Genomic DNA, 25642 nt, shown 5'->3' with positions numbered 1-25642 from the left:
ACTTAGAGATAAACACCTTAAAATCAATACGAAAACCAGGAAAAATTGTCTAGATTTGCGCTTTTTTAAGCAATAATACAACCCGAAAACTCGTTTTTTGGGAACAACCTAACCAAAGACCACAATAATGACTAAACGTACTAGTCGATTGCATTTTCTTGATGCAATTCGGGCATTTGCTATTCTTATGATGCTTCAGGGACATTTTGTACATTCTCTTTTGGGAGATGTGTACAGGGATAAAAGTAATCTTGTGTATACGATATGGGAATATTTTAGAGGAATGACTGCCCCAACGTTTTTTACAATAACAGGCTTTATTTTTACGTATTTGCTACTAAAGCAAAACACAAAAGGAATTGACAATCCAAGGGTTTTAAAAGGTGTAAAACGTGCCGTTAAAGTTATTTTTTGGGGATATTTATTGCGATTAAGCTTTTATGAAGTTTTTAGAGGAACAGTAAACCCTTCATTTTTTTATGTAGATGTATTACAATGTATAGGTACATCATTGTTACTGTTGATAGGAGTATATCTTATTTTGTGTCGAATTAATGAAGCTTGGTTTCAGAATATAGTGTTAAGTATTGGGGTGATTATTTTTCTTCTACAACCAATGTATGGTAGATGTATATTAGAGTTTTTACCGAAAACAGTTGCAAATTATTTCACCAGTAGAAATGGATCTATTTTTACGTTACTACCCTGGTTTGGGTATGTGTGTATAGGTAGTTTTATGGCTAGCTTGTTTTTGAAATACGGAAAACGGAAAATGTTTTACCCTCGTGCCATTATAGCACTTTTATCTGTAGGAGTGGTATTGGTGTTTTATTCTTCGGCCATATTAATGATGATATACAGTATAACAGGTGTCGGTATTTTTAAATCAGTAGCTTATAACAATTTCTTATTTATAAGATTAGGAAATGTGTGTATGCTTTTTTCTGTATTTATTTTGATGAAAAACTATTTTACAAGTCACATGATAACCAAAATAGGAGGGAGAACACTATCTATCTATATAATTCACTTTTTTGTGCTTTACGGAAGCTGGTTCGGATTGGGGCTTAGTCGCTTTTTTTATCACAGTTTAACGCCGGTACAAGCTTTTATAGGAGCATTATTGTTTATAATTGGTGTATGTACAACAGTTTTGTATTATTATAAATATGAAGAAGAACTGAAGCTTCAAGCATATCATTTGCTTAATTCGACAAATCAGAAGATGAAAACTATCGTGCCAGAAGCTTTTATGCTGTTTAGAAATACTATTATTCGTACGTATCGAAACATTAGATATACAAGGCGATAATATTGTGATCTATAGATTGGTTAGTTGAGTGTTTTTTTATTGCATTAAAAATCAGTACCTTATAGTGGTCTAATCAATACTCATTTTGTCATGCCAACAATAAAATCATTAAACAAATGGGCTAATGCACATACGTATTATCCGTTAGATTTATTAAGAATTGCCTTAGGAGTTTTCTTATTCATAAAAGGAATAAATTTTATTAGTAATAGCCAGATTCTTGTAGATCTTATTAAACCGGTTCAAAACCTTGCAGGGGCTATGATTATAATTCATTATGTAGCTCCAGCACATTTAATAGGAGGTTTACTTATTTCTTTTGGACTACTAACACGATGGTCAGTTACGGCACAACTTCCATTATTAATAGGAGCAGTTCTTATTAATTTTATGGGAGAAATGAACGTAGCAAATCTTATTATTGCCAGTATAATTTTGTTATTATGCGTATTTTTCTTGTTCTACGGTTCGGGGAAACATTCTGTAGATTACTATTTAAAAATGCAACAGTGAAGCTGTGAAGATGAAATATGAGTTTAATACATTTTAAAAATAAAAAAACCGCTCGGTGAGAGCGGTTTTTTTATTTCTTTTACCATCCCGATAAACGAGATTTTTCATTATGGGAGGGAATGTCTAAGTATATAGTGTCTATTTTTTTTGAAGCATAAACATTGCTTTTGTATTTAGAAACTCTTTTTTTATTCCTTTGGATTTGCTTTCTTATCTTTTTCCACTCCTTTTCACTATATCTATTGGTGTTTTTTGATCGCTGGGCTACATTTTCATTTGCTTCTATTGAATTAGTAGTATAAGAGAGGTTCTGTTTTTGTAGCGTATTATTAGTGATAGTAATAGATTTGAAATCAGTTGTATTACTTTGTCCTATTGATGAATATGTTATACATAGCAATACTACTGTAGTCATAGCGATTTTCATTTTCATTTTTTTAGATTTTGGGGGGTTAGTGATCATAAGTATAAAATTGAAGTTATTTATAAAAGTTTAAATAAGATTAATTTTAATAATCTAGATATTAAATAAACATCTGATCTTCAGTTACTAAGATAGTTATACTAATTCAATTTTGACTACGGAAAAACCGCAATATAGTACAGGGATTTTTCCCCTAAAAGGAGCTGAGAAGTACTGTGATTACTCATATTTTTTTCTAAATATGAAGTGAAATTTTTATTTTATTTTTTTCTAATAAAAAACATAAAATATTGAGCTAATCAAGTAATAATAAGGAGTGAGAGCTGTTTTGAAATATGAAATAAACAGGTCAATTTTCTTGAAAAAAGTACTGTTTTCAAGAAAATTGACCTGTTTATTATTTCACAAAATGGTGAAAAACGTCAGATTTTATATAAGATAGAAATAACTATATGTTAATTAAAGTGAAATAAGGTAATTGAAAAAAATAATTTTTCCTAGAATATTTTCGATCTAATAATAGTTTACCAACCTGATAAACGAGATTGACTACTACCAGTATTATATGTCGGAATATCTATGTATATAGTATCCATAACCTTAGAAGCATAGATACTATTTTTTGCATTAGAAACTCTCTTTTTATTTTTTTTGAGCTGCTTTTTGATTTTTCGCCACTCTTTCTTGCTATAAAAATCCTTATCCTTAATTCTTATAGGGGCTTGTATTACCAAACGATCTGTCATGGCAATTTTATCAGTACTATATTGCTCTTCCTGAATTTGGTCATCAATGGTTTTTACCGAAGTGAGATCATTTTCAAAATCTTGACCAAAAGACATGCTACATACTAATAAAAAAGCGATGCTAAATGCAAATTTTAATTTCATTTCCCTAAATTTAAATGTATTAATCAATAGTGATACACTAAAATTCTAAAAAACATATCAAAATTATTTCCCCTCAGAATAGATATGTTTTGTATCTTATTATGTTAACGGGATAAATGTAATGATAATACTTGATTTCATAATACGGGAAAACCTCATTTTTTCAAGGCTTCACCTAATTTTTCGATGAATAACTATAAAACCAGATAAACGCTATATTTTAAAGGCTTTTTGAACCGCTTCTACATAGTCAAGTTTCTCCCAGGTAAATAGCTCTACTTCCTTTTCAATTTTACCAGAATATGGACTTTCAAAAACCTTAGTAATTGTTTGTGGTTCTTTACCCATATGACCATAAGCGGCTGTTTCCTGATAGATAGGATTACGTAATTTAAGGCGCTTTTCGATGGCAGCTGGACGCATATCAAAGATTTTACCTACTATTTCTGCAATTTCACCATCTGTTAATCCAAGAGAACTACTTCCGTAAGTATCTACAAAAATAGAAGTAGGTTCAACAACACCGATTGCATAAGATACCTGCACCAATACTTCGTTTGCTACTCCTGCAGCTACAAGATTTTTTGCAATATGTCTAGAAGCATATGCAGCAGAACGATCTACTTTACTTGGGTCTTTACCCGAAAAAGCACCTCCACCGTGAGCTCCTTTACCACCATAAGTGTCAACTATAATTTTTCTTCCGGTAAGACCGGTATCTCCATGAGGACCACCAATCACAAATTTTCCAGTTGGATTAATGTGATATGTGATCTGATCATTAAACAATTGTTGAATATAACTAGGTAATTGTGCAACTACCCTAGGTATTAAAATAGAAATGATATCATTTTTTATTTTACTCAGCATCACATCATCATTACTGTCAAAATCATCATGCTGTGTAGATACAACGATGGCAACAATACGTTGAGGTACATTATCATCATTATATTCGATAGTTACCTGACTTTTAGAATCAGGACGCAAATAAGGAATTTCTGTTCCTTCACGTCTTAGTTTGGCCAATTCAATTAATATTTTATGCGAAATATCAAGAGCTAATGGCATGTAATTAGCAGTTTCTTTGGTGGCATATCCAAACATCATTCCTTGGTCACCAGCACCTTGCTCTTCTTTATTTTCACGATCAACCCCTTGATTTATATCTTGTGATTGTTCATGAATAAGAGAGATTACTCCACAAGAATCACCGCTAAATTGATATGCACCTTTGGTGTATCCAATAGTATTAATGACATCTCTTGCTATATGTTGTACATCAAGATATGTTTTTGATTTTACTTCTCCGGCAAGTACAACCTGACCAGTAGTTACAAGTGTCTCACAAGCTACCTTAGAGTCAGCGTCAAAAGCTAAAAAGTTATCTAATAATGCATCACTTATTTGATCTGCTACTTTATCTGGGTGTCCTTCAGATACACTTTCTGAAGTAAATAAATATGCCATTCTTTATTGTTTTTATGGAAAAATACTTAGGCGTAATTGCAATGTGAAGCTCTCGACAGTATATCTTAATCGAACTGCTTTAGCATTTTTATACTGTAAAAAAAAATCAGTATTCGGGTTGCAATCAGTCAAATCTTTCCCTGAAAAATATTTTGGCAAAGGTAAAAAAAATGATAATACTTAAAAGCATTTAACGTATCATTAATTTTCTTTATTGAAGATTATTTTTATTAGGTCAATTTTAGCAAAATAATTTTCGAAAGAAAAATGATGTGATTAAAAAATAATTACTAGCTTTGTCCCCGAAGTTTCTTATACATATTAGTAAGTTATTAAGAAAGGTGGAGGGAATAGACCCTGTGAAACCTTAGCAACCCTTTGATTTATTAAAGAAGGTGCTAAATTCTATCCCGATTAATTGGGAGAAGATAACTCGATACAATTTCAATTTTTGTAATTGTCGTTTTCCTTTCTTTTTAATTTTCTATTTACATGCACTACTATAATCGAGTGTTTGATGTATTTGAATTTTGTTTAAAAATTTAAAATAGAAAATTATGAGTACACAAAAATTTGCAACAGGAGCTTTACATGCAGGTCATGATGTGTCGGCCAATGGTGGAACAAGAGCAGTGCCTATTTATCAAACAACATCGTACGTTTTTAACAATTCTGATCATGCTGCCAATCTATTTAATTTATCCGAAACAGGATTTATTTATACGAGATTAAATAATCCAACAAATGATATTCTGGAGCAACGTCTTGCAGCTTTAGAAGGTGGTATCGCGGCAGTAGTAACGTCATCAGGTACAGCAGCAATTAATACGACCTTACTAACTTTATTAAAAACAGGTGATCATATAGTTGCATCCAGTAGTTTATATGGTGGAACATACAACTTGTTAAATGTCACGTTACCTAGGTTTGGGATTACAACAACTTTTGTAGATCCGTCAAACCCAGATAACTTTAAAGATGCTGTACAAGAGAATACACGTGCATTTTTTGTAGAATCATTGGGAAACCCAAAGCTGGATGTATTAGATTTAAAAGCGATTTCTTCTGAAGCCAAAACCTATAAAGTGCCTCTGATAGTTGATAATACAGTTGCTACACCGGCACTACTTAATCCTATCGAGTATGGGGCTAATATCGTAATTCATTCACTTACTAAATATATTAGTGGTAATGGTACATCTCTTGGAGGAGCAATTATTGATGCAGGAACTTTTGATTGGTCTAGTGGTAAGTTTCCTGAGTTTACAGAGCCCTCACCTGGATATCACGGACTAGTATATCATGATGCATTAGGGCCGGCAGCATTTATAGCAAAAGCCAGAATAGAAGGATTACGGGATCATGGAGCCGCACTAAGCCCATTTAATGCGTTTCAAATCTTGCAAGGCCTAGAAACTTTAGAAATTAGAATAAAAAAGCATAGTGAAAGTGCATTAGAACTTGCTAAATGGTTAGAAGAGCAAGAAGAAGTAAGTTGGGTGAAGTATCCAGGGCTCAAAAATAATAAGTACTACGAATTAGCTCAGAAGTATTTGCCGAAAGGACAAAGTGGGATTATTACTTTTGGAATAAAAGGTGGTTTTGATTCGGCTAAAACAGTAGCTGATGAAACAAAAATTTTCTCTTTACTGGCAAATATTGGAGATTCTAAATCTTTAATTATACATCCAGCTAGTACTACACACCAACAATTAGATTCTGCACAGCAAGCATCTACTGGAGTAACTCAGGATTTGATTAGGTTATCAATTGGACTCGAGGATATTGAGGATCTAAAAGAAGATTTAAAAGAAGCTTTTAATAAAGTAAAAGTCACAATTTAAAAGATCAAAAAAATCTCTATCCTTTCTAAAAGGATTTATAATAAGAGGATTACCAAAATAACCTCAAAGAAATTATAAGTAATGCTTCAAAAATTAGACATCTTAAACTATACCACGATAAAGGGAAGATCTATTGATCAGATTCATCTCACATACGAAGTGTTTGGAAAACCCCTTTATACGGCACCAATTGTTTTAGTTAATCATGCTCTTACTGGCAATTCTGCTGTATGTGGAGAGCATGGTTGGTGGAACGGTTTAATAGGAAAAGATAAGTGCATTGATACCAATAGATATACCGTTTTGTCTTTTAATATTCCGGGAAATGGATATGATGGAAAAGAAGAAAACTTAATTGAAGAATATAAAATATTTAATGCACGAGATATTGCCGCTATCTTCTCTGAAGGATTAAAATTATTGAAAATAGGTAAACTACATGCCGTAATTGGAGGATCTGTTGGTGGCGGAATTGCATGGGAATTAGCTGCTCTTAACCCTAGTTTGATTACTCATTTAATCCCTGTGGCTACAGATTGGAAATCTACCGATTGGTTAAAGGCTAATTGTCTGGTTCAAGAACAGATTTTATTGAATTCTAAAGCCCCAGTTCATGATGCCAGATTACATGCGATGTTAATCTATAGATCTCCAGAATCATTTAAGCAAAAATTTAACCGTACGTATAATGATGAAAAAGATATGTACAATATAGAAAGCTGGCTGTTATACCATGGAGAACGACTAGACAGTAGATTTGAACTTTCTGCTTATAAGGAACTAAATTATATTCTGGCGAATATCGATATAACCGAAGGGCGAGGAGATTTTAATAAAGTAGCCGCATCAATCCAATCCAATATTCATATCATAAGTGTAAACTCTGATGTGTTTTTTACAGCAGCAGAAGATAAGATTACATTCAAAAAACTGAAAGAAGTAAAACAAAATGTTACTCATAAAATAATTAATTCGGTTCATGGTCATGATGCCTTTTTAATAGAATTTGAACAATTAAATGCATTATTGAAAGATGTATTTTAAAGAAAAAGAAAAAATGAAAGTTTTAAAATTTGGAGGAAAATCACTAGCTAACGGAAAAGGAATTCATGCAGTGATTGATATAATTGAAGATAAGGTGAAAAATGGCGAAAAGATTACCGTTGTCCTTTCTGCTCGTGGTAATACAACCGATGAACTTGAGGGAATTCTTGAAAAGGCTGTTAATGGCAAAAAGTACCAGTTGCAGTTAGAAGCATTTAAAAAATATCAAATTGCAGATTTTGATAATGCTGATTTTACTCAGGAGTTCGAGACATTAGATAAACTTTTTGAAGGAGTTTCACTTTTGAAAGACTATAGCAAGAGGATAAAAGATCAGGTACTATCACAAGGTGAAGTTATTTCGGCCAAATTGGTAACGCAAATCCTTAAAGAGAAAAATATCAATGCTAATTTTACCGATAGTAGAACTCTTATCATAACAGATGCCCAGTTTGGAGATGCCCAGCCTCTTGATAAATTGTCTAAAGAAAATGTAATTAATCATTTTCAAACGTATAATGGTGCTACTGTAAATATAGTTACTGGGTTTATCGCATCTAATACCAAAAACGAAACGACTACTTTAGGAAGAAATGGTAGTAATTATACAGCATCATTATTAGCTAATTATCTCGAAGCAGAAGAATTACAAAATTTCACTCATGTAAATGGGATCTATACTGCTAATCCAGAATTGGTGCCCGATGCTATAAAAATTGAAAAACTGTCATTTACAGAAGCCAATGAATTAGCATATTTTGGAGCTAATATTTTACATGCGAAAACTATAATTCCATTAATTGAAAAGAATATCCCACTTAGGATTCTGAATACTTTTGATCATAAAAATAAAGGAACCCTGATTACATCAGAGGCGAGTGAAAAAGGAATCAAATCCCTTTCGGTTTTAGAGAATGTAGCTCTAATAAATCTCGAAGGAAGAGGTCTTCTGGGAAAAGTAGGAGTAGATGCGAGAATATTTAAGGCACTAGCCCATAAAAATATTAGTGTTAGTATTATTTCACAAGGCTCATCAGAACGGGGAATAGGTTTTGTTGTTGATGCAAATAAAGCAAAAGAAGCTAAATCTATATTGGAACAAGAATTCGAATCTGATTTTTATAAACGTGATGTGAGTGGTATTTCAATAGAAAAAGACGTGTCTGTGATTTCTATTATTGGCCAGGATTTAAGTACATTTCATAAACCATATAATGCACTAATAAAAAATCAGGTAATTCCATTACTGTTTAATAATACGGTTACAGGAAAGAATGTGAGTTTAGTAGTGCAAAAAGAACAATTGCATCGTGCTTTAAATGTGATTCATGGTGAGATTTTTGAAATTTCTAAAAAAATCAACATAGCTATATTTGGTCATGGACTGGTAGGAGGTACATTGATAGATCAAATTTTAAAATCTTCAGAGCAGATCGAAAAACGAAAAAAGATTAGCCTCAATATTTTTGCAGTAGCAAATTCTAGAAAAGTACTTCTGGCTAAAAACGGGGTAGTTCAAAATTGGAAAGATGTAATCAATGAAAAAGGAACTTCATATGCAGTTGAAGATGTGATTCGATTTGCAGATGATCATCATTTAGAAAACCTAATAGCTATTGATAATACAGCTAGTCAAGGGTTTACCGAAAACTATATAAATTTGGTAGAACATGGTTTTGATTTGGTTTCCTCTAATAAAGTTGCCAATACATTAAGTTTTGATTTTTATAAAAAATTAAGAGTAAAGCTAGAAGAAAATCAAAAGCAGTATTTATATGAAACTAATGTAGGGGCCGGATTACCATTGATTGATACTATTAAGTTGTTACATTTGTCAGGTGAAAATATAACTCGAATCAAAGGAGTTTTCTCTGGATCACTAAGTTATTTGTTTAATACTTTTTCTGTAGAAGAACGACGATTTAGCGAGGTATTACAAGAGGCGATTGATAATGGATTTACAGAGCCTGATCCAAGAGAAGACCTCTGTGGTAATGATGTAGGTCGAAAATTATTAATTCTTGCAAGAGAATTGGATCTAAGTAACGAATTTGAAGATATTAATATTCATAACCTAATTCCTGAAGAACTAAGAGCTGGTGAAGCAAAAGAGTTTTTAGGAAGACTAAAAGAGTTAGATATCGTATATAAAAATGTTAAAGAAGAGCAAAAACCTGATCATGTATTGCGATATATTGGTGATCTTTGGGGTGACTTGTCACAAGAGAAAGGAAATCTGGACGTTAAATTAGTTTCTGTACCTCAGAGTAGTGCGTTAGGACAAGTAAAAGGTTCCGACTCTATATTTGAGATTTACACAGAGTCATATGGAGACCAGCCTATTGTGATTCAGGGAGCAGGTGCTGGTGCAGCAGTAACAGCAAGAGGAGTGTTTGGAGATGTGTTACGATTAGCAGAAAAAGGATAAAATTATAATTGCGTTAGGGATTGAAGCGACATCCTTTTGTAATCCTGTTACCTTGAGCGAAGTCGAAGGGTTTCTGACAGATTACAAAAGATATAGCAGAAAGCCCGACCCTGATTAGTCAAGGGAACGCCCAAAACAAAATAAAATGAAAATACAACTCAAAAGAATAGACAGTGATTATCATTTCGAATTAAAAAACGAAAGAGGGCATGTAACATATATAGATAGTACGGCCAAAGTTGGAGGACATGATCTGGCTCCAAGTCCAATGGAATATGTTTTAATGGGAGTAGCAGGATGTAGTGCTATTGATGTGATTTCTATTTTAAAGAAACAACGACAAGAAATTACAGACTATAGAGCAGAAGTAGATGGTGCTCGCGAAGAAATTGATGGGGCAAAACCTTTTAAGAAAATTACGGTAACCGTTTATCTCGAGGGTGATATTGTTCCAGAAAAAGCACAGAGGGCAGCAGAATTGTCATTTGAGAAATATTGTTCGGTATCCAAAACATTAGAACCTACAGCTACAATAGAGTACAAGGTTGTGGTTAATAATAAAGAAATATGAGTCTGGAAAGTTTAAATTTTGAAACGCAAGCGGTAAGAACGCAAACTGATAAAACACAGTTTTTAGAGCATTCTACACCAATGTATTTAACCTCGGGCTTTGTTTTTGAAGATGCAGAAGAAATGAGAGCTGCTTTTGCAGAAGAGAAAGAACGAAATCTATATAGCCGTTTTAGTAATCCTAATACAACAGAATTTGTAGATAAAATCTGCAAATTAGAAGGAGCAGAAGATGGATATGCATTTGCAACAGGTATGGCAGCAGTGTTTTCTACATTTGCTGCGTTATTAGATGCTGGTGATCATATTGTTTCTGCTCGATCTGTATTTGGTTCTACACATACTTTATTTACCAAGTATTTTCCAAAGTGGAATATCGAAACCAGTTATTTTAGGGTAGATGAGGTGGATAAAGTAGAAAGTTTAATTCAGCCCAATACAAAAATTATATATGCCGAATCCCCAACAAACCCCGGAGTAGATGTTTTAGATTTAGAATTGCTGGGAACGATAGCAAAAAAGCATAACTTACTTTTGGTTATTGATAACTGTTTTGCGACTCCATATTTACAAAACCCAATTAAGTTTGGTGCAGATTTAGTAATTCATTCTGCAACTAAGTTAATTGACGGACAGGGAAGAGTTCTGGGAGGAGTGACTGTTGGTAAAAAAGAACTGATAAGAGAAATTTACCTCTTTTCGCGTAATACCGGGCCATCACTATCGCCTTTTAATGCATGGGTGTTATCTAAAAGTTTAGAGACTCTGGCAGTTCGGGTGGATCGTCATTGTGAGAATGCACTAAAATTAGCAGAATTCTTAGAGTCACATCCTAAAACAAACTGGGTGAAATACCCATTCTTGAAATCTCATCCACAATACGAAGTTGCCAAAAAGCAAATGAAAATGGGAGGTAATATTATTGCTTTTGAAGTAAAAGGAGGAGTGCAAGGAGGTAAAGCTTTTTTTAATAGTGTACAAATGTGTTCTCTATCTGCTAACCTTGGTGATACCAGAACCATAATTACACATCCTGCCTCAACAACACATAGTAAACTGGCAGATGAAGATAAGCTCGTTGTTGGGATTACAGATGGAATGGTGCGTTGCTCTGTGGGGCTAGAACATATTGATGATATTATATTGGATATTGAGCAAGCCCTAGAAAAGATATGAAAGCCGTAACTAAAAAAAGATTTATAAATATTAAGCTATCATCGTTTTTGTGAAAAACTTAGGGAATAGTATAAACATGTAAAAGCAGGAATTATAAGAAACTATAATTCCTGCTTTTAATTTTAGAAATATATGCAATATCCATTAGGTTGGCATTGCCCTGCGTCACAGAGACTTCCATTGCCAATTTCTCTACAACACTGATTTCCGTTTTGATAACAAGGAGTCCCGCTACGAGAACCCAAAATTTGACTTTGGTTATTTTTACTTAATAAAGTAACTCCTCCTAAATTTAAGATTTTTTTCATATTGTAATATGTTTTAAGAATGAATAGAATTACACATTTTGATTGGGGGATCATAGGTTAAATGAGTAATTCTATGATTTAGTTTCTCAAATTTAAAATTTCAATATAGAATACAGAACACTGTAAACCGTGAAGTGATACCCCCTGTAAATAGGGGTGTGTATTCTTGATAATAAAATGGGGTTTAGAAAAGTATGTGAACAAAAAAAAGCTGAGAAACTTCTCAACTTTTTTATTCAAAGAATTTGAAATTCACAGCCTTATTTTTTTGTTAAAGTGAAAATTTGGCTTCCCGTAACTTCAAAAGTAATACCTTGTTGTTCGACTGTTTCTTTGATATCCTTTTTTATACTTAGGGTTTGTGCAGTTAATGCAATAATATCAAAAGAGACGTCTTTGTCTGCAACAGTAGTAATAAGTTTAGTTCCGTCTATTTTCCAATCACCGGCTCCGATAAAATCAGGAATTGCTTCTTCATAATCAATAGATTGAGTGGGGATAGTTATTTTTGCTACTAATGTAAACCCTCCAGAACTAACAAAAGTATTGGGTTTATCAGCTTCAGAAGCTTTTGTAAAAGTTGCTTCTGCAGTATAATCTTTACCTGATAAAGAATAACTGCCACTCACTGGTATGTTTTCAATAGTAGCGGTAACTTTTCCATTTTCAGATTTAACTTCTGTGAGACTCCAATCACCTGGGATTAAGGATTGATCAATTTCAATTGGAGAATCATCATCATCGTTACAAGAAACAAATAGTAAGGTACTTGCTAAAAATAAAAACATTGCAAATCTTTTCATTTCGACTATATATTTTGGGTTAATATTACTTTTATCAACGAGATAGAAATTCACATATTGTCATTTTTTTAAATGAAATCTCTTTTTATGTGATTTTTAAGGATAATTAGTAAAAGTTTAATAGGGTGTTCCTCAATAAATTATATAAAGATTCTGGGATTGTCTTAATAATCTACTAAACTACTAGGGTTTTTGTTGAAGATATCATAATTCTTATAATTTTCTTTAAGAACTTATGAGATTTTTGTGCTATAAACAAAATATTATATATACATTTGTTTAATAATCTACTATTCCGATAGGGTAATAGAGTTTTTCAAAAAAAATGATTTTAGATCAAATGATATTAGATAAAGTAGCTACACAGAAAACAACGTATCAGGATGATAAAACCTCTGAAAAACCAGTACGTAGTATCGCAAAAGCAGTAAGCTGGAGGGTAGTGGGTACATTAGATACATTAATAGTGTCTTATGTATTAACAGGAGAAATAGCTCTTGCTACTTCAATTGCATCTATTGATTTTATAACAAAAATGATTCTTTATTTTTTTCATGAAAGAATTTGGAATCGTATTAAATGGGGAAAATAATTGCGATAGTAGAAAAACAAGTATAGTAAACTATGAGTTTAACAGAAAAAGAAATAGAAAACTTAAATAAATCTCTAAAGGATAAAACACCTTTAGAAATTGCACAATGGGCAGTTTTAAATGCGAAGACTCCAGTTGTGACTACTAATTTTAGACCATATGAGGTTGCAATTCTTAATGTTTGCTCAAAGGCATTGTCAGATATTCCGGTAATATGGTGTGACTCTGGATACAATACTCCAAACACCTATAGGCATGCAGAAGAGGTCATTGATATGTTAGGGCTTGATGTTAAATTATATGTGCCTAAGCAAACCACAGCACATAGGGATGTAACTATGGGGATTCCAGATATTGATGATCCCAAACACAAAGTTTTTACAGAACAAGTAAAATTAGAACCATTTAGAAGAGCAATGTCTGATTTTACTCCCGATGTTTGGTTTACAAATCTTAGAAAAGGGCAAACGGCACTTAGAGATTCGTTAGATATTGTAAGCATGGGTAAAGATGGAGTTTTAAAAGTAAGTCCATTTTATTATTACAGTGATGAAGAGTTAGATGTGTATTTAGAAGAATATAAGTTACCTAACGAATTCAAATATTTTGATCCAACTAAAGTGTTAGAAAATAGAGAGTGTGGATTACATACTAACTAATAAAATACGAAAAAGATAAGAATGGAAATACTAGAAAAGAAAATAGAACAAATAGAAGGGTCGGCAGGTAATCTAGCTAGAGTATCTGTTCTTAAGGTAAATCCTTTGGAGAGTGAAGCAATTTATATTTTTAGAGAAGTAGTTGCACAGTTTGAGAAACCGGTATTACTTTTTTCTGGAGGAAAAGATTCTATTACTTTAGTACGATTAGCCCAGAAAGCATTTTATCCCGGAAAAATTCCTTTCCCTTTATTACATATTGATACAGGGCATAACTTTCCCGAAACTATAGAGTTCAGAGATCGATTAGTAGAAGAATTAGGTGTAGAACTTATTGTTCGCAATGTTCAGGATTCTATCGATCAAGGTAAGGTCGTAGAAGAAAAAGGAAAATACGCTAGCCGTAATAGTTTACAAACTACTACACTTTTGGATGCTTTGGAAGAATTTAAGTTTGATGCAGCTATTGGTGGAGCTCGTAGGGATGAAGAAAAAGCTAGAGCCAAAGAACGCATATTCTCTGTTAGAGATGATTTTGGTCAATGGGATGAGAAAAACCAACGCCCTGAGTTATTTGATCACCTTAACGGAAAAATTGATTTAGGTCAAAATGTAAGGGTATTTCCGATTAGTAACTGGACAGAATTAGATGTATGGAGTTATATCCAAAAAGAAGGAATCGAAATTCCGTCTATATATTTTGCTCATACTCGTAAAACATTTGTAAGAGACGGGATGATTTGGTCTGCCGAAGATGATGTTGTGTATAGAGAAGATGATGAAGTGGTAGAAGAAAGAATGGTGCGTTTTAGAACTGTAGGTGATATGTCATGTACCGCAGCAGTGCTTTCTGATGCAATTACTATAGATAAAGTAGTATCAGAGATCAGGGAGTCCACAATTTCAGAAAGAGGAGCTCGTATCGATGATAAACGATCAGAAGCTGCGATGGAAAAACGAAAACAACAAGGATATTTCTAGATTGGCTTTTGCCGTTCCAGTACTTTGTCTACGCTCAGCATAGACTTCGGCTGGAATCCAAAGTAAAGTCAGAGTGTAATAATAATAACGAATATTACTCCGAAAGGAGAAACAATAACAGCTATGGATGTATTAAAAATAGCAACAGCAGGAAGTGTAGATGATGGTAAAAGTACCTTAATCGGTCGTATTCTATATGATACAAAATCATTAACGACAGATAAATTAGAAGCAATTGAAACCAGAAGTAAAGCCAACGGTTTTGATTATTTAGATTTTTCATTAGCAACAGATGGATTAGTAGCCGAACGTGAACAAGGGATTACCATTGATGTTGCCCATATCTATTTTTCTACAAAAACCAAAAGTTATATTATAGCCGATACTCCTGGGCATATTGAATACACCAGAAATATGGTCACAGGAGCATCAACATCACAAGCCTCTATCATTTTGGTAGATGCTCGTAAAGGTGTAATAGAACAAACGTATCGTCACTTTTTTATCAACAACCTGCTAAGAGTTAAAGATGTGATTGTAGCTGTTAACAAAATGGATTTGGTAGATTTTTCTCAAGAGAAATACAAAGCCATTAAAGCCGATTTTGAAACATTGATCGAAAAAAGCGATTACAAAGAACAAAATATAACGTTTATCCCGGTAAGTGCATTACAAGGAGATAATGTGGTAGATAAGTCTGAGAATACTCCTTGGTATAATGGGCAAACTTTACTAGAACACTTAGAAAAATTGGATGCACAAGATGTATATGAAAAAGCTCAGGTACGTTTTCCAATTCAAACTGTGATTCGTCCTAAAAAAGATGAGTTTCATGACTTTAGAGGATATGCAGGTAAATTATATGGAGGTGACCTTTCTGTTGGAGATGAGGTAACAATTTTACCATCGTTAACTACATCAAAAGTAAAAGAAATTTACTTCTTCGATCAAAAATTTGATACAGCAGGTAGAGGGAGTTCTTGTACAGTTACTTTAGAAGACGATGTAAATGTAAGCCGAGGAGATATGATTGTGAAATCATCAGAAAAACCCCGAGTAGAAAAACAACTCACAGCAACAGTATGCTGGATGGACAGTAAAGATCTAAATCCAGGGACAAATTACTTTATACAAAGTGGAAGTAATCGGATTTTGGCAAAAGTGAAAAGTATAAACGGAACCATTGCAACTGATTTTTCTGGTGATGATACTTCAAAAAATGCTTTGAGTTTAAACGAAATAGGAAAAGTTCAGATACAGTTGAGCAAACCTTTAGCAGTTGATTCTTATAGCAAGAATAAAGCTTCAGGATCATTTATATTAATAGATTCACAAACCAATACTACTTCAGGAGTTGGCTTTATAGAATAAATATAAGTCATTCTTTATAGGAAGAAAAACAAAAAATTAGAATCATAAAACCATCATACAAAAGTCATAACTATGACCTTTTTTAAAGGCAGAAATACGAAAAAAGATGCAAAGTTTTAGAACCGAAATAGAAAACCCAATTGTTCAAAAAGATGTTATAGAATTAGCTAATAAAATTGAGCAATTCCATAAGGGTAAGATTGATGAAGAAAAGTTTCGTAGCCTTCGTTTGGCACGTGGCGTATATGGCCAACGCCAGGAAGGAGTGCAGATGATTCGTATTAAGTTGCCATACGGTAAAGTGCTGAGTAATCAATTAAGACGTATTTGTGAAGTCTCTGATGAGTATTCCCGAGGGAGATTGCATATCACTACACGTCAGGATATACAAATTCACTATGTAGACTTAAATAGAACCCCAGAACTTTGGGCAGAGTTAGAAAAAGATGATGTAACATTAAGAGAAGCTTGTGGTAATACAGTACGTAATGTAACCGCATCAGAAACTGCCGGAATTGATCCAAAAGAACCTTTTGATGTATCACCTTATGCGGATGCATTATTTCGTTTCTTTTTAAGAAACCCTATCTGTCAGGAAATGGGACGTAAATTCAAAGTTTCTTTTTCAGGAACTGAAGAAGATACAGGACTATCCTATATGCATGATCTTGGCTTTATTGCTAAAATTGAAAATGGAGTTAGAGGATTTAAAGTAATGCTAGGCGGTGGATTAGGGTCACAACCAAGACATGCAGATGAGTTGTATAGTTTCTTGCCATCAGAAAAGATTATTCCTTTGATGGAAGGAGTGCTGAGGATTTTTGATCGTCATGGGGAACGAAAAAGTAGAGCCAAGGCAAGAATGAAGTTTTTACTTAAAGACATAGGAGTTGAAGCGTTCAAAGAATTAGTAGAAGCAGAACAAAACGCAATAGAACAGAAAACTGTTGTGATTGATGTAGAAGCATATAAAACTTCAGTTCCGGTTGAAGTTGAAGCACCTCAAGTAGAGATCAAAAACCAAAAAACCTTTGATCTGTGGAAATCTACCAATGTAATAGCACAAAAACAAGAGGGGTATGTAGCCATAGGTATCAAAGTACTATTAGGAGATTTTTATACTGATAAAGCTAGGTTACTAGCAGATTTAGTTGAGAAATATGCGGCGGGAGAAATAAGATTATCATTGCGCCAGAATATTTTGATCCCTTTTGTAAAAGAAGATATAGTACCGTTTTTCTATAAAGAATTAGAAAAATTAGGATTTGTAGAATCTGGTTACAATAAAGCAGTAGATATAACCGCTTGCCCAGGAACAGATACCTGTAATCTTGGAATTGCAAGTAGTACAGGTATTGCCGAGGAACTAGAACGAGTAATCAAAACAGAATACCCTCAATATCTTGAAAAAGAAGATTTGGTGATCAAAATTAGTGGATGTATGAATGCTTGCGGGCAACACAATATGGCAAATATTGGTTTCCAGGGAATGTCTGTACGTACTAAGGATAAACTAGTTGCACCTGCATTACAAGTATTATTAGGAGGAGGAAACTTAGGAGATGGTAATGGTCGTTTTGCAGATAAAGTAGTAAAAATACCAAGTAGAAGAGGGCCAGAAGCATTACGTAGAATTCTTAATGATTTTGAAGCAAATGCTAACGGTAAAACTTTTATAGACTATTATACTGCGCAAGGAGAAAAGTATTTCTATGATTTTCTTACGGATTTATCTAATGTAGATAGTCTTACTCAAGAAGATTTTATCGATTGGGGAACAGAAGAGAATTATGTAAAGGCAATCGGAGTAGGAGAATGTGCAGGAGTAGTTATAGATTTAATAGCTACTTTGTTCTTAGAAAGTGAAGAGAAAATAGAAAATGCGAAAATATCTTTTGAGAATGAGATATACTCTGATGCTGTATATCATGCATACAGTTCATTAGTTAATTCTGCAAAAGCATTATTGTTAGCCGAAAACAAAAAAACAAATACACATGCAGGAATCATTCGTCAGTTTGACGAAGAATTTGTAGCAAGTGGAAAAGTACAATTAGAAGGAACATTTGCAGATTTGATCTACCAACTTCAAAAAAATACGCCTACCAGAAATTTTGCAGTGGATTATATCAAAAGTGCAAAACAGTTTTTACAAAAAGTACAGGAGTTTAGAGCTGTCGAAGTAGAAAATGCATAAAGAAAATGATGAATACTAAAACACCAAAATTAACAGTAGTAGGAGCAGGTCCGGGAGATCCGGATTTGATCACTCTTAAAGCAATTAAAGCTTTAGAGTCTGCAGATGTGGTGTTATATGATGCACTCATTAATGAAACCTTATTGGGTTATGCATCTAAAGCAGAAAAGATATTTGTTGGTAAAAGAAAAGGATGCTATGCATATCAACAAGAACAGATTAATGAACTAATAGTAAGTAGAGCCAAAAGTCATGGGCATGTAGTACGATTAAAAGGAGGAGATCCTTTTATTTTTGGACGCGGAGCAGAAGAGATTGATTATGTACAACAGTTTGATGTAGAGGCTAATATGGTTCCGGGCATATCATCATCTTTAGCTGTTCCAGCATACCAGGGAATCCCATTAACAAAAAGAGGATCCTCAGAAAGTTTTTGGGTGATTACAGGAACTACAAAATCCCACAAATTATCACAGGATATATGCCTGGCAGCAAAATCAAATGCAACTGTGGTAATTTTGATGGGAATGAGTAAGTTGAATGAAATAGTTAGTATCTTTGCAGCCGAAAATAAGAAAGACATTCCGGTTGCTATTATCCAAAACGGAACTACAAAAAAAGAGAAGTTTGGATATGGTACAATAGAGAACATTGAGGAAGTAGTTTTAGAGAAAGAATTATCCTCACCGGCAATTATTGTAATAGGAGAAGTAGTAAGCCAACGAGTTCGGCTAGCTTCGATTTATAATAAAGTTCGGGAAGAAATTGTATCTTAATAGTTCGGGACTAGCTTAAAGATGAAAGAAAGAAATAATTTATATCCGGTTTTTTTAAAGGCTGCAAACCTTGAAATCCTAATAATAGGAGGAGGGAATGTAGCAGAAGAAAAACTTACGTTCTTACTAAAATCCAGCCCAGATGCTAAGGTGACTATAGTATCGCCAATGTTTAGAAAAGATACAATAGCATTAGCAAAGAAGTTTGGAGTGGAAATGATACATAAAAAATATCACAAACGTTTTCTTAAAGGAAAACACATTGTGATTGCTACTACAGATGTTACCAAAGTTAATATGCAAGTATATAAAGATTGCAGGAAACGAAGTATATTGGTTAATGTAGCAGACAATCCACCATATTGCGATTTTTATATGGGTGCAATTGTCACCAAAGGTAATGTAAAAGTGGCTATTTCTACTAATGGAAAATCGCCAACAACAGCCAAACGATTACGTCAGTTTTTTGAGGAAGCGATACCTGAAAACATTGATGATTTAGTCAAAAATTTAAACGAGTACAGAAAAACAATAAAAGGTAATTTTGAAGAAAAAGTGGAGACACTAAACGAATTTACCAAAGGATTAATAGGAAAAAAAGAAGTTGAAAAATGATCAAGACTGATATTTTAATAATCGGAGCGGGACCAACAGGGTTATTTACTGTTTTTGAAGCAGGATTACTGAAGTTAAAGACGCATCTTATTGATGCCTTACCACAACCAGGTGGGCAATGCTCAGAAATATATCCCAAAAAACCAATATATGATATTCCTGGATTTCCAGAAATACTAGCAGGAGAATTGGTAGATAACTTAATGGAGCAAATAAAACCTTTTAACCCTGGGTTTACTCTGGGCGAAAGAGCAGAAACTATCGAGAAATTAGAAGACGATACTTTTTTGGTAACTACCAATAAAGGAACGAAGCATAATGCGCCAGTAGTTGCGATTGCTGGAGGATTAGGTTCTTTCGAGCCTCGTAAACCACCGATTCCAAATATTACTGATTTTGAAGATAAAGGAGTAGCATATATTATACGTGATCCAGAAGTATATAGAGATAAACGAGTTGTAATTTCAGGCGGAGGAGATTCTGCTTTAGATTGGTCGATTTTCTTGGCAGATGTTGCTAGTGAAGTAACTCTAGTACATAGACGAAACGAATTTCGAGGAGCTTTAGATTCTGTAGAACGAGTAGCAGAACTTTCTAAATTAGGTAAAATAAACCTGATTACTGAAGCTGAGGTAAAAGAATTAAAAGGCGATGATCACATTACAGCTGTTGGTATAAAACATAAAACAAAAGGTGAAATTATTTTAGATACAGATTACTTCATTCCGTTATTTGGATTATCACCAAAATTAGGACCAATAGGAGATTGGGGATTAGAGATCGAAAAAAATGCGATCAAAGTAGATAATTCTTACGACTACCAGACTAATATCCCGGGAGTTTATGCCATTGGTGATGTAAATACGTATAAAGGAAAACTAAAATTGATTCTTTCAGGTTTTCATGAAGCAGCCATTATGTGTCAGAGCGCTTACCAAAGAATATTTCCAGATAAAAAGTATGTTATGAAATATACAACTGTTGGAGGAGTAGAAGGATTTGATGGAACTAAAAAAGAAGCTAAAAAAGAAGTGGTAAAAGCCATTAATTAAAAAAGATTTTACCTTAAAAGTAAACAGGTGCATACTGAAAGCGATTTTTCAGTATGCACCTGTTTTGTTTTAAACCCTACCAACAAAGAGGTAGTTGCTTCAATATCTCGTTTTGATGTTATCAAAAATGGTATAATAGGCTATAAAACAGGTTGTACTTCTATGAAATGATGTGTTTTGTAGAAAAAAATTTTAAACTCTATTTTTTTTCTTTACCTATGGTTCTAATTTTTTTTAAACGTTCTTATGAAAAAGCTACTTTCTATTCTTTCGATTGTTTTTTTATTAATTGCTTGTAAAAATATAACTGAAAAAAGTGTAGTAACTAAAAACAAAATACCTGTTTATGCATGTACGCCATTAATCGAAATGGTGAATCTGCATATGATAAACCTGCATATGTTTCACATTACCAGTTTTTATGTCCTAATAAAGAAGAAGTTTATGATTTCCTCAAAAATCTATACAGTAGTGTTGCTGATGTAAAGGAAGTAGACGGAATTCATTTAGATTATATACGTTTTCCAGATGTAATTTTGGCAAAAGGATTATGGGAAAAATATGATTTAGTAATGGATAAAGAATACCCTCAATTTGACTATTGCTATTGTGATAAATGTGTTCATGATTTTAAATCATTATCGGGTATTGATATTAAAGAGGTTGAGGACCCTTCACAAGTTGAAGAATGGAAACAGTTTCGTTATGATTTGATAACTAAAACAGTAAATAGATTGGCAGATGTAGTACATGGTAAGAATAAAGTGATTAACGCAGCAGTTTTTCCAGGGCCGAATTCTATTGCAAAAAAACTAGTCAGACAAGAATGGGATAAATGGAATTTGGATGCATTTTTTCCAATGAATTATAATGACTTCTATATGGGAGATACAAAATGGATTGGTGAACTTACAAAAGAAGAAGTAACTGCTGTTAATGGTAAGAAACCTGTTTATAGTGGTTTATTCATTTGCCCGAAACCTAAAAATAAAGCAAATGAAGCCGATCCCGAAAATCATGGTTTATTACCAGAAGAATTAGAAGCTGCAATTATTGAATCAATTCAAAATGGAGCAACTGGTATTTGTCTTTTTACACCAAATAGAATGACAGATGAACATTGGGAAGTTTTGCAAAAAACAATTAATGCAGATTTTTAAATATGAGGATTGCATCAATAGATATTTTTAGAGCTTTGACAATGGTTTTAATGATCTGGGTAAATGACTTCTGGACACTTACAGATATTCCTAAGTGGCTTCAACATGCCAATGCGAGTGAAGATTACATGGGATTTTCTGATATTATTTTTCCTTTGTTTTTATTTATTGTTGGTCTTAGTATTCCTTATGCAATCGAAAATAGACTTGCGAAAAAAGAAAGTAAATCTTTGATTGCTAAGCATATACTGATAAGGTCTTTATCGTTGTTGTTAATTGGAGTTTTTATGGTGAATTATGAAAATGCACACCATGAAAGTATTCTTATCGGGAAATATTTTTGGGGTTTACTTATGGCCTTTGCAATATTATTAATTTGGATGAATTGGAAAAAAAGTCCAATTCAGAAAAAATGGCATATTTATTTTCAAGCCTTAGGGTTTATTATACTTGTTTTTTTAGCAGTTATATACAATGGAGGTTCTCAGGGAGAAAGTTGGATGAAAACACATTGGTGGGGAATTTTGGGACTTATTGGTTGGGCTTATCTTTTAAACGGGCTGGTTTATCTATATAGCAAGAGAAATATTACAACAATGGTTATTTTATTGGGAATTTTTAATGTGCTTTCTGTATTGAATCAGACCGATAAACTAATTTTTGAAAACGATATTATTACTTTGTTTTCTACATTATATACAGGTACTATTCCTGCATTTACTACGGCTGGTATCGTAGCAACATTAGTATTTAAAAAGTTATCGGGAACAAATGTAAAATGGTGTTATATATGTTTAACAGGATTAGGAGTACTACATATTGTTTTTGGAATGATAACCCGACCTTATTGGGGTATTTCTAAAATACAAGGAACACCATCTTGGTTAACTATCTGCACAGGAATAGGTTTTCTTATGTTTACAATGTTGTATTATATCACAGATGTGAAAAAACAAACAAGCTGGGCAAAAATAATTGCTCCGGCAGGTACAGCAACGTTAACATGTTACATGATTCCCTATCTCATATATCCAATTTATGTAATTACAAATATTAAGTTTCCTGGCATATTAAATTCTTCTATTATAGGACTATTTATGTCTTTTGTTTTTTCTTTATTGGTAGTTGTTTTTACTGGCTGGTTAGAACAAAAAAAATACAAACTAAAACTATAATAAATCTTAGTTGTATCTAATTTTGGTAATTTCTTTTTATTAATTTTCATTAAAGAGATCCCTATACTATAGTAGTTGTGGGGTAGCTATAAGTTTTTAGTGTAATTGATGTTTTCTTACTCTGTTATTTCTCATTATATGGTACATTTTTTGTTGGTTTAATTTTTACAAAATTGTATACTTATACGTTGATTATTGTGTAGGCATTTTTTATAAGATTCAGTATATTTGATCTTTTAAAAAATCTTCATAATTACCAGTTTAAAGAAACAAGATATAGCTCTTAAATAGATACTCTAAATAATTTAAAATAAAATATAAAGACCTTGCATAAGACCTGTGTGGTCTTTGATTATATTTGCAGACAGAAATAAAAAGATATGTCAGATGTTACCATAAAAATAAAAGATAGAGAAGGTGTAGTACATGAGATACAAGCGCCTACAGATATGGCTATGAATTTAATGGAAATTTGTAAAGCGTATGAGTTGCCAGTAGAAGGAACTTGTGGAGGAATGGCCATGTGTGCTTCTTGTCAATGCTATATTTTATCTGATCACGAATTACCAGAAATGGGGCAGGATGAAGATTTGATGTTGGCAGAAGCCTTTTATGTAGAAGATAATAGTAGATTAGGATGTCAAATCCCAATTACTCCTGAGTTGGATGGATTAGAAATAGAATTGGCTCCGGAGTCTTAATTATATTATTCTCCCAGGATTTTAATAGATTCTTTTTTTGGCTTTTTAATTCTAACCATAATTTTTTGGTATTCCCAGTTTGCTCCTTTTTTATAAGCTACAATATCTAATTTAGCTTTTCCTTTGGTGCCTCTAATCCCTACTGTTATTGCAATAACAGTATTGTGATTTGAATATTGAACTTCTCCTTCTAGTAATCGAAAGAAATCTACTGGAGATAGTTCACCTAATTTTTCAATAACACGATCGTTTTTTTTGGCTATTTCAAGAGCATTTCCTGTAAGATCGGGTTGAACATAAACAGACCCATATCTAAAAGCGGCATTACCCGTCATTATAAAAAACACGAATATACAAATAACTATCCCTGTCATAGGAAGTACCCATTTCCAGTTTCGATTCCACCAACTTTTTTTAGAAATTAATTCGTTCATGCTAGCCAATAGTATTGCTGTTAAGTTCTTTTTTGTAAAGACCTCTTGTCAAATGTATATGTTGCAATAATCACTTGAAGAAAAAGGTGTTTTCCTCTTGTAATAGATGTATTACACTTATGTGAAATGGGGTTTTTGACCCCACTTTTTTATTTGTTTTGGCTGTATTTTTGAATTGAAAAATAGACTTAAAAATATTGTTAGGAGTATTGTTAGGAGTATTTGTCTAATGAGAATTAACATAACTACAGTATAAAAAACACAAAAAAACAAAGGGCATGAGAACAAAAAAAAATCGATTTAATTTAGGCGTTTCCATTCTTTTATTAGCAAGTATATTAGTATTTACAAATTGTGAAAAAGAATCAATTGTAAACGAAGAATTAAACACATTAAATACAGAACAAGAAGAATTCCTCACTAAAGCAAAAAAGGATTATTTGAAGGAAAATGGAATCAATATTGATATCATAGATATCGATTGGTGTTCTATTATACCAAATTTGTCTGGGTATTATTATGCTAATGATGGAGGACATTATTATGTTAGACATATTGGAAATAAGGTGTATTGGTTTGGAGAACATCCATCAGGTATTTGGGCCAATGTTTTTAAAGGCACTATTAGTGGTAAAATAATAACCGGAAGTTTTTATGACGTCCCTAAAGGTAAAATAGCAGGAAGTGGAAGTTTAACATTGTCGATTGGTTGTTTTGGAAGTGGTTTTACTAAGGTGTCTGGAAGTAATTTTGGGGGTTCAGTTTGGACAAAAACAACCCGACCTTCATACCTTCCCCGTCCACGTCAGGCAGGATTTGGGGTTGTAAATGATAGTAATAATATTACTGGTCGATGGGTAGGAAATGATGGAGGCATTTACTATATCAGACAGATAGGTAATATGGTTGTTTGGTTTGGAGAACGCAATTTTGTAAATGGTCGCCCTACATGGTCTAATGTTGCCTGGGGAAGTCGTTTCTATAGCCAGTTATGGTTGGATTGGATAGATGTTCCTAAAGGAAATACAAATAACGGTGGAATTCTAAGAGGATTTGTCGAAGGACCAAATTATATATCTCTGGGACATAATACAGGAGGTTTTGGAGGTTCAGAGCTTCGAAGGTAATATAAATATATACATGTAGA

The 25642-nt window shown here is 33.0% G+C and carries 25 protein-coding genes and 1 riboswitch; of the genes, 19 read left to right on the top strand and 6 right to left on the bottom strand.

The genetic code is table 11. The features are described from left to right. Positions 1-127: 127 nt before the first annotated feature. Entirely contained in the window at positions 128-1312 is a 1185-nt protein-coding gene (locus tag DG435_RS21405) for a heparan-alpha-glucosaminide N-acetyltransferase domain-containing protein (RefSeq protein ID WP_106791423.1), read from the top strand. Positions 1313-1402: 90 nt separating this feature from the next. Then, positions 1403-1825: a DoxX family protein gene (locus DG435_RS21400; RefSeq protein ID WP_106791424.1), complete on the top strand. Its 423-nt coding sequence runs from the start codon at positions 1403-1405 to the stop codon at positions 1823-1825. A gap of 79 nt (positions 1826-1904) precedes the next feature. Here the strand turns inward: DG435_RS21400 and DG435_RS21395 are convergent, their stop codons facing one another. The 3 genes from DG435_RS21395 to metK form a co-directional block, all read right to left on the bottom strand. Beyond that, positions 1905-2258: a hypothetical protein gene (locus tag DG435_RS21395; RefSeq protein WP_159025464.1), complete on the bottom strand. Its 354-nt coding sequence runs from the start codon at positions 2256-2258 to the stop codon at positions 1905-1907. A gap of 515 nt (positions 2259-2773) precedes the next feature. After that, a complete protein-coding gene (locus tag DG435_RS21390; RefSeq protein WP_159025465.1) occupies positions 2774-3139 on the bottom strand; it encodes a hypothetical protein in 366 nt (121 codons plus the stop codon). Positions 3140-3352: 213 nt separating this feature from the next. Next, positions 3353-4609 carry a methionine adenosyltransferase gene (metK, locus tag DG435_RS21385; RefSeq protein WP_106791427.1) on the bottom strand — a complete coding sequence of 419 codons (1257 nt, stop codon included), beginning with the start codon at positions 4607-4609 and terminating at the stop codon, positions 3353-3355. 326 nt (positions 4610-4935) lie between these two features. After that, a riboswitch (SAM riboswitch) is annotated at positions 4936-5044 on the top strand. 122 nt (positions 5045-5166) lie between these two features. On the opposite strand from metK, the gene DG435_RS21380 reads away from it, so the two are divergent. The 5 genes from DG435_RS21380 (at position 5167) to DG435_RS21360 (ending at position 11671) form a co-directional block, all read left to right on the top strand. After that, positions 5167-6453, top strand: a complete 1287-nt coding sequence (locus DG435_RS21380; protein ID WP_106791428.1) for an O-acetylhomoserine aminocarboxypropyltransferase/cysteine synthase family protein — start codon at positions 5167-5169, stop codon at positions 6451-6453. A gap of 81 nt (positions 6454-6534) precedes the next feature. Beyond that, positions 6535-7497: an alpha/beta fold hydrolase gene (locus tag DG435_RS21375; RefSeq protein ID WP_106791429.1), complete on the top strand. Its 963-nt coding sequence runs from the start codon at positions 6535-6537 to the stop codon at positions 7495-7497. A 13-nt stretch (positions 7498-7510) separates the two neighbouring features. Further along, positions 7511-9925: a bifunctional aspartate kinase/homoserine dehydrogenase I gene (thrA, locus tag DG435_RS21370; protein WP_106791512.1), complete on the top strand. Its 2415-nt coding sequence runs from the start codon at positions 7511-7513 to the stop codon at positions 9923-9925. 145 nt (positions 9926-10070) lie between these two features. Then, positions 10071-10496, top strand: coding sequence for an OsmC family protein (locus DG435_RS21365; RefSeq protein ID WP_106791430.1), 426 nt, complete (start codon positions 10071-10073; stop codon positions 10494-10496). After that, complete coding sequence (locus DG435_RS21360) at positions 10493-11671, top strand: PLP-dependent aspartate aminotransferase family protein (protein ID WP_106791431.1); 1179 nt, start codon at positions 10493-10495, stop codon at positions 11669-11671. The genes DG435_RS21365 and DG435_RS21360 overlap by 4 nt, the downstream gene beginning before the upstream one ends. Positions 11672-11793: 122 nt before the next feature. Here the strand turns inward: DG435_RS21360 and DG435_RS25720 are convergent, their stop codons facing one another. Next, the gene (locus DG435_RS25720; RefSeq protein WP_159025466.1) at positions 11794-11979 is read right to left on the bottom strand and encodes a hypothetical protein; all 186 of its coding nucleotides are present in this window, start codon (positions 11977-11979) and stop codon (positions 11794-11796) included. Between the two features lie 260 nt (positions 11980-12239). Beyond that, positions 12240-12782 (bottom strand): hypothetical protein, encoded by a 543-nt coding sequence (locus DG435_RS21355; RefSeq protein ID WP_106791432.1) that lies wholly within the window; start codon positions 12780-12782, stop codon positions 12240-12242. 325 nt (positions 12783-13107) lie between these two features. On the opposite strand from DG435_RS21355, the gene DG435_RS21350 reads away from it, so the two are divergent. From DG435_RS21350 to DG435_RS21300, 11 genes are all read left to right on the top strand, one after another. After that, the gene (locus DG435_RS21350; RefSeq protein WP_106791433.1) at positions 13108-13374 is read left to right on the top strand and encodes a DUF2061 domain-containing protein; all 267 of its coding nucleotides are present in this window, start codon (positions 13108-13110) and stop codon (positions 13372-13374) included. Between the two features lie 32 nt (positions 13375-13406). Then, positions 13407-14033, top strand: coding sequence for a phosphoadenosine phosphosulfate reductase family protein (locus DG435_RS21345; RefSeq protein ID WP_106791434.1), 627 nt, complete (start codon positions 13407-13409; stop codon positions 14031-14033). Between the two features lie 21 nt (positions 14034-14054). Continuing rightward, the gene (cysD, locus tag DG435_RS21340; RefSeq protein ID WP_234387046.1) at positions 14055-15014 is read left to right on the top strand and encodes a sulfate adenylyltransferase subunit CysD; all 960 of its coding nucleotides are present in this window, start codon (positions 14055-14057) and stop codon (positions 15012-15014) included. Positions 15015-15137: 123 nt separating this feature from the next. Next, positions 15138-16385: a sulfate adenylyltransferase subunit 1 gene (locus DG435_RS21335; RefSeq protein ID WP_024770648.1), complete on the top strand. Its 1248-nt coding sequence runs from the start codon at positions 15138-15140 to the stop codon at positions 16383-16385. 106 nt (positions 16386-16491) lie between these two features. Then, positions 16492-18582: a HEPN domain-containing protein gene (locus tag DG435_RS21330; protein ID WP_106791435.1), complete on the top strand. Its 2091-nt coding sequence runs from the start codon at positions 16492-16494 to the stop codon at positions 18580-18582. 8 nt (positions 18583-18590) lie between these two features. Beyond that, entirely contained in the window at positions 18591-19358 is a 768-nt protein-coding gene (cobA, locus tag DG435_RS21325) for a uroporphyrinogen-III C-methyltransferase (RefSeq protein WP_106791436.1), read from the top strand. Between the two features lie 21 nt (positions 19359-19379). Continuing rightward, positions 19380-19973 (top strand): bifunctional precorrin-2 dehydrogenase/sirohydrochlorin ferrochelatase, encoded by a 594-nt coding sequence (locus DG435_RS21320; RefSeq protein WP_106791437.1) that lies wholly within the window; start codon positions 19380-19382, stop codon positions 19971-19973. Next, positions 19970-21025 (top strand): NAD(P)/FAD-dependent oxidoreductase, encoded by a 1056-nt coding sequence (locus DG435_RS21315; protein ID WP_024770652.1) that lies wholly within the window; start codon positions 19970-19972, stop codon positions 21023-21025. The genes DG435_RS21320 and DG435_RS21315 overlap by 4 nt, the downstream gene beginning before the upstream one ends. Before the next feature lie 350 nt (positions 21026-21375). Beyond that, positions 21376-22185, top strand: coding sequence for a hypothetical protein (locus DG435_RS21310; protein WP_199852640.1), 810 nt, complete (start codon positions 21376-21378; stop codon positions 22183-22185). Positions 22186-22187: 2 nt separating this feature from the next. Continuing rightward, positions 22188-23360, top strand: a complete 1173-nt coding sequence (locus DG435_RS21305; protein ID WP_106791438.1) for a DUF5009 domain-containing protein — start codon at positions 22188-22190, stop codon at positions 23358-23360. 380 nt (positions 23361-23740) lie between these two features. After that, positions 23741-24061, top strand: a complete 321-nt coding sequence (locus tag DG435_RS21300) for a 2Fe-2S iron-sulfur cluster-binding protein (protein WP_024770655.1) — start codon at positions 23741-23743, stop codon at positions 24059-24061. A gap of 5 nt (positions 24062-24066) precedes the next feature. Here DG435_RS21300 and DG435_RS21295 read toward each other — a convergent pair whose 3' ends face one another. Then, complete coding sequence (locus DG435_RS21295) at positions 24067-24495, bottom strand: cytochrome c oxidase assembly factor Coa1 family protein (RefSeq protein WP_106791439.1); 429 nt, start codon at positions 24493-24495, stop codon at positions 24067-24069. Positions 24496-24773: 278 nt separating this feature from the next. On the opposite strand from DG435_RS21295, the gene DG435_RS21290 reads away from it, so the two are divergent. After that, positions 24774-25622 (top strand): hypothetical protein, encoded by an 849-nt coding sequence (locus tag DG435_RS21290; RefSeq protein ID WP_106791440.1) that lies wholly within the window; start codon positions 24774-24776, stop codon positions 25620-25622. The last annotated feature ends 20 nt before the right edge of the window (positions 25623-25642 follow it).

The organism is Aquimarina sp. Aq78 (genome assembly GCF_900299525.1).
In the GTDB taxonomy this organism is placed as follows: Bacteria; Bacteroidota; Bacteroidia; order Flavobacteriales; family Flavobacteriaceae; genus Aquimarina.
The sequence above is the reverse complement of the archived record's forward strand: the minus strand, read 5'-3'. Positions and strand labels throughout refer to the sequence as shown.

Excerpts from the sequence above, each read along its gene's own strand:
- DG435_RS21405 (WP_106791423.1), top strand. The coding sequence starts at position 128 with ATGACTAAACGTACTAGTCGATTGCATTTTCTTGATGCAATTCGGGCA.
- DG435_RS21400 (WP_106791424.1), top strand. The coding sequence starts at position 1,403 with ATGCCAACAATAAAATCATTAAACAAATGGGCTAATGCACATACGTAT.
- DG435_RS21395 (WP_159025464.1), bottom strand. The coding sequence starts at position 2,258 with ATGAAAATGAAAATCGCTATGACTACAGTAGTATTGCTATGTATAACA.
- DG435_RS21390 (WP_159025465.1), bottom strand. The coding sequence starts at position 3,139 with ATGAAATTAAAATTTGCATTTAGCATCGCTTTTTTATTAGTATGTAGC.
- metK (WP_106791427.1), bottom strand. The coding sequence starts at position 4,609 with ATGGCATATTTATTTACTTCAGAAAGTGTATCTGAAGGACACCCAGAT.
- DG435_RS21380 (WP_106791428.1), top strand. The coding sequence starts at position 5,167 with ATGAGTACACAAAAATTTGCAACAGGAGCTTTACATGCAGGTCATGAT.
- DG435_RS21375 (WP_106791429.1), top strand. The coding sequence starts at position 6,535 with ATGCTTCAAAAATTAGACATCTTAAACTATACCACGATAAAGGGAAGA.
- thrA (WP_106791512.1), top strand. The coding sequence starts at position 7,511 with ATGAAAGTTTTAAAATTTGGAGGAAAATCACTAGCTAACGGAAAAGGA.
- DG435_RS21365 (WP_106791430.1), top strand. The coding sequence starts at position 10,071 with ATGAAAATACAACTCAAAAGAATAGACAGTGATTATCATTTCGAATTA.
- DG435_RS21360 (WP_106791431.1), top strand. The coding sequence starts at position 10,493 with ATGAGTCTGGAAAGTTTAAATTTTGAAACGCAAGCGGTAAGAACGCAA.
- DG435_RS25720 (WP_159025466.1), bottom strand. The coding sequence starts at position 11,979 with ATGAAAAAAATCTTAAATTTAGGAGGAGTTACTTTATTAAGTAAAAAT.
- DG435_RS21355 (WP_106791432.1), bottom strand. The coding sequence starts at position 12,782 with ATGAAAAGATTTGCAATGTTTTTATTTTTAGCAAGTACCTTACTATTT.
- DG435_RS21350 (WP_106791433.1), top strand. The coding sequence starts at position 13,108 with ATGATTTTAGATCAAATGATATTAGATAAAGTAGCTACACAGAAAACA.
- DG435_RS21345 (WP_106791434.1), top strand. The coding sequence starts at position 13,407 with ATGAGTTTAACAGAAAAAGAAATAGAAAACTTAAATAAATCTCTAAAG.
- cysD (WP_234387046.1), top strand. The coding sequence starts at position 14,055 with ATGGAAATACTAGAAAAGAAAATAGAACAAATAGAAGGGTCGGCAGGT.
- DG435_RS21335 (WP_024770648.1), top strand. The coding sequence starts at position 15,138 with ATGGATGTATTAAAAATAGCAACAGCAGGAAGTGTAGATGATGGTAAA.
- DG435_RS21330 (WP_106791435.1), top strand. The coding sequence starts at position 16,492 with ATGCAAAGTTTTAGAACCGAAATAGAAAACCCAATTGTTCAAAAAGAT.
- cobA (WP_106791436.1), top strand. The coding sequence starts at position 18,591 with ATGAATACTAAAACACCAAAATTAACAGTAGTAGGAGCAGGTCCGGGA.
- DG435_RS21320 (WP_106791437.1), top strand. The coding sequence starts at position 19,380 with ATGAAAGAAAGAAATAATTTATATCCGGTTTTTTTAAAGGCTGCAAAC.
- DG435_RS21315 (WP_024770652.1), top strand. The coding sequence starts at position 19,970 with ATGATCAAGACTGATATTTTAATAATCGGAGCGGGACCAACAGGGTTA.
- DG435_RS21310 (WP_199852640.1), top strand. The coding sequence starts at position 21,376 with ATGTACGCCATTAATCGAAATGGTGAATCTGCATATGATAAACCTGCA.
- DG435_RS21305 (WP_106791438.1), top strand. The coding sequence starts at position 22,188 with ATGAGGATTGCATCAATAGATATTTTTAGAGCTTTGACAATGGTTTTA.
- DG435_RS21300 (WP_024770655.1), top strand. The coding sequence starts at position 23,741 with ATGTCAGATGTTACCATAAAAATAAAAGATAGAGAAGGTGTAGTACAT.
- DG435_RS21295 (WP_106791439.1), bottom strand. The coding sequence starts at position 24,495 with ATGAACGAATTAATTTCTAAAAAAAGTTGGTGGAATCGAAACTGGAAA.
- DG435_RS21290 (WP_106791440.1), top strand. The coding sequence starts at position 24,774 with ATGAGAACAAAAAAAAATCGATTTAATTTAGGCGTTTCCATTCTTTTA.